Source organism: Erythrobacter sp., from assembly GCF_039988855.1.
GTDB lineage: Bacteria > Pseudomonadota > Alphaproteobacteria > Sphingomonadales > Sphingomonadaceae > Erythrobacter.
The window spans coordinates 127,479-135,108 of record NZ_JBDXIY010000018.1 but is presented as its reverse complement, the minus strand read 5'-3'; the positions used below and the strand labels follow the sequence as shown (position 1 = coordinate 135,108).

Annotated in this window: 8 protein-coding genes; 6 read left to right on the top strand and 2 right to left on the bottom strand. The window is 54.5% G+C overall.

The window, feature by feature from the left end:
* Together ABJ205_RS12180 and ABJ205_RS12175 are read left to right on the top strand one after the other, a co-directional pair.
* The coding region (locus ABJ205_RS12180; RefSeq protein ID WP_348510060.1) for a hypothetical protein at positions 1-936 on the top strand (936 nt) is incomplete at its 5' end.
* A gap of 30 nt (positions 937-966) precedes the next feature.
* On the top strand, positions 967-1,248 hold the full coding sequence (locus ABJ205_RS12175) for a PqqD family protein (RefSeq protein ID WP_348156171.1): 282 nt from the start codon (positions 967-969) through the stop codon (positions 1,246-1,248).
* Here ABJ205_RS12175 and ABJ205_RS12170 read toward each other — a convergent pair whose 3' ends face one another.
* Entirely contained in the window at positions 1,249-2,913 is a 1,665-nt protein-coding gene (locus tag ABJ205_RS12170; RefSeq protein WP_348156169.1) for an ABC transporter ATP-binding protein, read from the bottom strand. It abuts the gene before it with no gap.
* Complete coding sequence (locus tag ABJ205_RS12165) at positions 2,910-4,067, bottom strand: nucleotidyltransferase family protein (protein WP_348156166.1); 1,158 nt, start codon at positions 4,065-4,067, stop codon at positions 2,910-2,912. The genes ABJ205_RS12170 and ABJ205_RS12165 overlap by 4 nt, the downstream gene beginning before the upstream one ends.
* A gap of 207 nt (positions 4,068-4,274) precedes the next feature.
* On the opposite strand from ABJ205_RS12165, the gene rfbA reads away from it, so the two are divergent.
* The 4 genes from rfbA to rfbB are packed head-to-tail and all read left to right on the top strand — an operon-like array spanning position 4,275 to position 7,606.
* Positions 4,275-5,168 (top strand): glucose-1-phosphate thymidylyltransferase RfbA, encoded by an 894-nt coding sequence (gene rfbA / locus ABJ205_RS12160; protein WP_348156215.1) that lies wholly within the window; start codon positions 4,275-4,277, stop codon positions 5,166-5,168.
* Positions 5,165-5,710 (top strand): dTDP-4-dehydrorhamnose 3,5-epimerase, encoded by a 546-nt coding sequence (gene rfbC, locus ABJ205_RS12155; protein ID WP_348156164.1) that lies wholly within the window; start codon positions 5,165-5,167, stop codon positions 5,708-5,710. Before rfbA ends, rfbC begins: the two co-directional genes overlap by 4 nt.
* A complete protein-coding gene (rfbD, locus tag ABJ205_RS12150) occupies positions 5,707-6,564 on the top strand; it encodes a dTDP-4-dehydrorhamnose reductase (protein ID WP_348156161.1) in 858 nt (285 codons plus the stop codon). Before rfbC ends, rfbD begins: the two co-directional genes overlap by 4 nt.
* Positions 6,557-7,606, top strand: coding sequence for a dTDP-glucose 4,6-dehydratase (gene rfbB / locus ABJ205_RS12145; RefSeq protein ID WP_348156158.1), 1,050 nt, complete (start codon positions 6,557-6,559; stop codon positions 7,604-7,606). Before rfbD ends, rfbB begins: the two co-directional genes overlap by 8 nt.
* The last annotated feature ends 24 nt before the right edge of the window (positions 7,607-7,630 follow it).

The following is a 7,630-nucleotide window of genomic DNA, read 5'->3' as shown; positions in this document are numbered from 1 at the left end:
CTTCCTAAAGCATGGAAACTGGGCCGTGGTACAAGCGGTCACTTGCGGCTAGAGGCACCTGCTATGAGTTGGACGCAAGAAGCAGCACGAGAACAAGCAGCACTAACGAGTGAGCCCTACGATCGTTGGGTTTCGCCTAATGGTGTTTGCATGGCTGAATTTCGGCGTGAGGCTTCGGGCTTCGTCATTCGTTTTCCCGGCCAGGCTGATTTCAGCCTTCAGCTAGAAGGCGATGGTATTGCCATTACAGGCTGGCCAACGCCTGATTGCGACACGCAAACGCTGACCAATCTGTACCATAATGCGATCGAGCCCATCTTGGGCAATCATAATGGGGGTCTCTACCTTCATGGGAGTGCAGTCGCGGTTCCCGCGGTTGCATCGGGGAAAGCCAAACACGGAGTAATCGCATTTCTTGGTCTTTCGAGGGGCGGAAAGACCACGCTTGCTGGCTCTTTTGCGCGTGCAGGCTTTCCATTTTTGACAGAAGATGTGATCGATCTAAGGTTAGATAAAGGCACCTATTGGTTGCAGCCGAAGCGTTCAAAGCTTAGGCTTTTTGCCGACAGCGCGCGGTTCTTGCTGGGCGATGATACTGACTTTGAAAACGACGACCTCAAGCAAGATGTTGAAGCGGGTAGCGCCTTGCCATTTGCCAAAGAGCCGGTGCCCTTGCGCCAGATATTCCTTTTAGGCACCGATCATTCAGCCCCGCTTTCGATCCGGCAACTTTCAAGCCAAGAGGCTTTGAGCGCGCTGATGCCGCATGCCTTTATTCTCGATGTAACCGATAAATCGAGGCTCAAGGGGCACTTTACCCGCATGGCTGACCTGTCGCAGGACATAGCTTGCTACGCCCTTGACTTTACCCGAGACTACGCAGAATTGCCGCGGGTGCGCGAAGCTGTGCTGGAAAGTTTTTCTAGCCTGAGATGATGACATATTGAGCGATTTGGGATCTTTCACATGCAACTCACTGATCGATTTACAGTGTCCGAAGATGTCGTTGTGCGCGAAGTCAGCGGCGAGCTTGTGCTGCTTGATCTTAACTCGGGACAGTATTTCGGGCTCGATGCTGTTGGCGCGCGCATTTGGGAATTGCTTGCAGATGCACCACGTAATTTGATCGACATTTGCGACCAGATCGAGAAGGAATTCGATGCCCCGCGTGAGCGTATCGAGGCTGATATGATGGCTTTGGCCAAACAGCTGCAAGAACAGGAATTGATCGCAGCCGAGGCGGCTTAATCAGCCCTTTTGGCTGACCTCACTTACGCCGTCAGTGCCGAGTTTAATCACTCGATCCGCAAGCGACAGGCTTGCGGGGCGGTGCGTTATGAGAATGACAGTTCTGTCTTTCAAAACCTCGACGCATTCTTCGACGAAAGCGGCCTCGCTTTCGAGATCGTACATGCTGGTTGCCTCGTCCAAAATCATGATCGGCGGATCGCTGAACAGGGCCCTTGCAAGGGCAATGCGTTGACGCTGTCCGCCTGAAAGCTTCACCCCGTGGTCGCCGATCTCGGTATCAAGCCCGTCTGGCAAGTTGGCCAAGAAATCGTCCACTTGAGAGAGGCGTGCTGCAACCTTTATCCGCTCTTCGCGATTATCAGCGCTTTGTCCAAAGGCGATGTTATCAGCAATCGAACCATTGAACAGCAGCGCGCGCTGCGGGACATAACCGAACTGACGCCTGAATTCTTGCACCTGAAACTGGGATATGTCGGTCCCATCAAGAGTGATCCGGCCACAGCTTGCATCATAAAAGCGCAAGAGAAGCCGTACCAAGGTTGATTTGCCCACGCCATTCTCGCCGGTAACCGCAAGGGTTTCTCCTGGCTCAATTGCAAGGTCGAGCTTGGTCAGAACCGGCGAGCGATTGGGATACGCAAAGCTCAGATTTTCAAAGCATATCGCTCCTTTTGCCCGGCCAATACTGATCCCGCTATCGTGTCCGGTTTCTGGATCGAAGGCGAGCACTGTCTCCAGCCGTGCGAGGGTCCCACGGGCCATCTGGTAGGATGAATACATATTGGCGAGCGCCCCTGCAGGGCGCGTCAACAACGCTGCATAAAGTAGAAAGGCGAAAATTTCGGCAGGCGATGATGCCTCACCGCTTAGTTGCCCACTACCGATCATCAGAACGCCAATGGCAGCAAGCGCTGCAATGAACGCCATGAGGGGGCCTATAAAGGCTTTGAGCTGGGCTTGCTGAACGGCGTAATCGCGCGAAATCTCTGCTGCTTTGGCAAAGTTTGTACGGTGGTGCTCTTCCACGGCGAAGGCTTTGATGGCTGGGAGGATCTCAAGATCGCGTTCTGCAATCGCCACCAGATCGACTTCCGCAGCTCGCACTTTGCCTGAAAGGCCTCGCAATTGTCTGCCGGTGAGGCGGATCATCATTGCGAATGCCGGGACCAACAATGGCACAATCAAAGCCATCACCGGGTCAATCCAATAAAGGATCGCAATCGCTCCAATCGTCGTCAGCAAGATCGCAGGAGCATTCGCAAGAGTGCTTGCGAGAAAGTCGCTCAAATTCCCGACTTCATATGACGTCAGCGCTAAGACATCGCCTGATCTTTGCTCATCATGAAAGCTCAGCGGCATAATCTGGACATGCTCGTAAATCCGCTTCCGAAGATCGGTGAGGATACGGGTGGAAGCACGTTCGGACTGGATTGCAGCAGCAATGTTCAGGCCTGTAAGCAGCGCAAGAACGATTACCAAAATGATCAGTGTCTCAGTGAGATCAGGCGCATCACCCTCGGCGGAAACCACCGTTCCCAGAGCATCAGCTGCAAGCCACGGCACAGCCAATGTCGCAATCGAGCTCAGCAGTGTAAGCGTGCTGATCGCCGCCAATTGCCACCTAAATCGCCAGGCCCATTCGAGCCAGAATCCAACACTCACCGTGACCCCACCTTTCGAACCGCTCGTCCGGCGGTTTCTAGCAACAAGCGGCCTTGCAACAGAGCGGTGGGCCATTTCGTCGCTGATGGATATTTCTCCAGCAAATGCTCGCGCGGAGGAAAAGCGCGCGTCATCACAAGTGATGCTTTTTGGCCAAGTGATCGGGATTTCTTAAGGTCAATCCGAAACTGGCTGAGGCTGTCCGGATTGGCAAAGTATGCCGCTAAGATCGGATCAAGTGGACGTGCCTCCAGCGCTGCGAGGCTCGCCTCGGGTACTGAACCCTCAAGATCGATCTGCATTCCGCGTAAAGCCTCGGCAACAAGAGCGCCGACGCCGTGCGCGTTACAATGCTCTTCAAGCTTGCGCCAATCTGCGTCGGTCATACTCTGGCTAAGCAGGGCCAGATCCACTGACCAGATCAGGCGGCGCTGACTGGTTAGCCTGCCGCTTTCTGAATGATAACCGTGCAAGGCATGCCATTTCTGATTGATCGTTGCGTGCAGGATCATCAACGCCGGATGAGGCCGGAAAGCTGCCGGATGAAGGCGAGGGACGGGGCGCCTGTCGGTGAAAAACTCACTTAAGGGCAAAATGCCCTGAAGCACTGGCCTGTCCGAGGGCTCCCAATGCAAATCAATCGAATGAATGAAAAAACCCGCCGCATCGTGTAGCCAGCCTTCTTGATAATACAGGCCATGAGGGTCCTCTTTTCGGTACCAACCAAGCTCTTGCAGGACCGTGCGCGTACGAGCCTGATCTTTCGGCTGGATGAGCAAGTCGGTGTCACCACGTCGCCGCGTCGCAGGCTCATCGTGAAGTGAATAAGCAAGCGCTGTGCCCTTCATCACGGTGGCCTCGATTGAGGCCTTGCTTAGGCCATCCAAAACCTTGGAGAGAGCATGATGGTGGGTGGTTTCCCACAAGGCGATAAGCCGCGCCTCTTCTGCCATGCGTGCCAGCAGTTCCTCCGGCCATTTGTCCAGCTGATTGACATGCACATTGAGAAGAAAGGCGATGCCATGGTATTCGATGCGGCTCCAAACCGTCTCCCAGCCAGTGGACCCCTCTTTTGCCCATGGCGCAGCTTCACCCGCACGAAGCGCACGCAAGCCATGCGCAAGAAAGTCATCAATGGATGCAGCATTGTTCATTGGATTTGCAAATTCGATCCCAATTCCGGTTGGCCGAGCACAAAGCTTCCCCCCATGCTCCCATGCGATAATTGCCGCCCATTTACCAGTGATTGCTTCCCCCACTTGAGGGCGTGCAATCTACAAGGGGACATTAAGCCTTGACCCCTATAGGGCATGCTGCAAAGCACAATGCGCTTTAAGGGTGTAGGGTAAATCAAGGCGAATATCGTGACAAAACCTCGCAAAGGGATAATCCTCGCAGGGGGATCAGGCACGCGGCTGTACCCGCTCACCAAAGGCGTGTCGAAGCAGCTGATGCCGATCTTCGATAAGCCGATGATCTATTATCCGCTCAGCACGCTGATGCTGGCGGGCATTCAGGACATTTTGATCATCACAACGCCTGAGGATGCAGAGCAGTTCAAGCGTGTCCTGGGCGATGGATCCGATTTTGGCGTGAACCTTTCCTATGCACAACAACCACGGCCAGAAGGTCTCGCGCAAGCCTTTCATATCGGGGCTGATTTTGTGGCTGGTGGTCCAAGCGCGCTGATCCTTGGTGACAACATCTTTTATGGTCACGGCCTGCCGGATATCTTGCAAAGTGCAAATAAACGCGATGTGGGTGCGAGCGTTTTCGCTTACCGGGTCACCGATCCGCAAGCCTTTGGAGTGGTTGAGTTTGACCGCGACGGCAGGGCGATTTCTATCGAAGAAAAGCCTGCCGCTCCCAAATCCAATTATGCCGTGACCGGTCTGTATTTCTATGACGAAACCGTTGTGGACCGCGCCCGCGACCTGAAGCCATCACCGCGCGGCGAATTGGAAATTACCGATCTCAACCGCCTCTATCTTGATGAAGGTTCGATGTCGGTTGAAATTATGGGGCGAGGCTTTGCCTGGCTTGATACAGGAACCCATGCTTCGCTTCTTGATGCGGCAACTTATGTGCGGATTACGGAGGAGCGGCAAGGTCTGAAAATCGCCTGCCCGGAGGAAATCGCTTGGCGTCAAGGTTTTATCACTGACACCCAGCTTGAAGAAATCGCGCAGCCGCTGCGCAAGTCTGGCTATGGCGAATATCTTCTGGCGCTGCTTGAAAAGCCGATCCTGCCGTGAATATCATCGAAACTGAGATTGAAGGCGTGCTTATAATAGAGCCGCGCGTTTTCGGTGACGAGCGCGGGTTTTTCATGGAGACATGGAATGAGGCGGCGTTTCGCGAGGCTGGCATTGATCTCACCTTTGTGCAGGACAATCACAGCCGATCACAAAAGGGCGTTTTACGCGGATTGCATTTCCAAAATCCCGCCCCCCAGGGCAAGCTGGTAAGAGTTGCCAATGGCGCGGTCTTTGATGTGGCTGTCGACCTCCGCGCAAGCTCCGGCACATTTGGTAAATGGGTTGGCGTCGAGCTGTCGGCAGACAATAAGCGGATGTTCTGGGTGCCAGAGGGTTTTGCGCATGGGTTTTTGACGTTGAGCGACGATACTGATTTTCTCTACAAATGCACCGCGCCCTATGCGCCGCAATCCGAGCATACGTTGGCTTGGGATGATCCAGCCGTTGGAATTGATTGGCCATCGTTAAACCTTGATCCGATCATCTCGGCAAAAGATGCCAAAGGGTCGGCTCTGGCCGAGGTTGCGGTGTTTCCATGAGAGTTTTGATCACAGGGGCCGGCGGACAACTTGGCACCGCGCTTCAGACAACTGCGCCAGACGCTGCGGAAATCAGCGCGATTGACGTTGATGATGTGGACCTCACCGATGCCGCAATGCTTCGCGCACGGCTGGCAGTTGAAGCGCCAGAAATCATCATTAATGCAGCCGCCTATACTGCGGTCGACCGTGCAGAAGAGGACGAAGAACTCGCTCTTGCGATCAACGCAGATGCTGTGGCGATCATGGTCGAAGCAATGGAGCAAACAGGCGGCAAGCTTGTCCATGTCTCAACGGACTTTGTTTTCGATGGGACTTCTTCGCGTGCCTATCAGCCTGGCGATACCCGCGCACCGATCAGCGCCTATGGCCGCACAAAGGCGGCTGGCGAAGACCACGTTCGGCCTTCCGATATCCTTGTCCGCACGGCTTGGGTTTATGCGGCAGGCGGCGCAAACTTTGTCCGGACGATGATCCGCCTTATGAATGAGCGAGATGAGCTTGGTATTGTGGCTGATCAAACTGGGTCACCGACATGGGCGACTGGCCTTGCTCAAACGATCTGGGGCTTGATCGAAAATGGCGCTAATGGAACATTCCATCACAGCGATGCAGGCGAAATCAGCTGGTACGACTTTGCGGTCGCTATTGCCGAAGAGGCGCATGAAATTGGCCTGATTGAAAGTATCCCTGCCATCAAGCCAATCACCACGTCCTATTACCCTACCCCTGCGAAACGTCCCGCATTCTCCCTTCTGGACAGCAGCGCGACGCGCGCTGTGTTGGGGGATACACACACTCATTGGCGCGAGAACCTGCGCACAATGTTGAGAGAGGAAAAGGCTCTTGGCTAACCTGCTCGTAACTGGCGGCGCCGGATTTATCGGCGGCAACTTTGTGCATTATTGGAATGCGCACCATCCCGAAGATCATGTGGTCGTTCTGGATGCTCTGACGTATGCTGGTAATCGTTCAACGATTGAAGATGCGCCTGCGGCAGAACTTGTAGTGGGCGATATTCGCGATCAGGAACTGGTCGAGAGGCTCCTTCGCGAACACGATATCAGAACCCTGGTTCACTTTGCTGCTGAAAGCCATGTGGATCGATCAATCACGGGGCCTGATGCCTTCATTGACACCAATATTCTTGGCACCAATTCGCTTTTGAAAGCTGCGCGCAGAGTATGGCTGGATGGTGATGGCATGGATCACCGGTTCCATCATATCTCCACCGACGAGGTTTACGGCTCTCTCGGAAATGACGACCCTGCGTTCAGCGAGACCACGGCTTACGCGCCCAATTCGCCCTATTCGGCGTCTAAAGCGGCGTCTGATCACTTGGTTCGTGCCTACCATCACACCTATGGCTTGAACGTGACCACCAGCAATTGTTCGAACAATTACGGTCCGTACCAATACCCTGAAAAGCTGATTCCATTATTCTGCCTCAATGCGCTCTCGGGCAAGTCATTGCCAATTTACGGCGATGGCATGAATGTGCGCGACTGGCTGCATGTTGAAGACCATTGCCGCGGGATCGAGGCGTGCCTTCTCAAGGGTGTGCCGGGCGAGACCTACAACATCGGAGGCGGGGCTGAGCTTCCTAACCTGGAAGTTATCGCAGCGATTTGCCGCGAGGTTGATCTCGCCTTCGAAGAAGTAGAGGGCCTTGCAGAGCGATATCCGGATGCCCCTGCCTCCAAGGGCCAGAAGAGCGAAACGCTCAAGGCCTTTGTGACAGACCGTGCAGGCCACGACCGCCGCTATGCGATCGACGAGACAAAGGCGCGCGGCGAGCTCGGATATGCCGCGACCCGCAGTTTTGACGAAGGCTTGCGGCAAACCTTGCGCTGGTATCTGGACAATGAAAAATGGTGGCGACCCTTAAACAGTTAAATAAGGCATGATGACATGACGAAA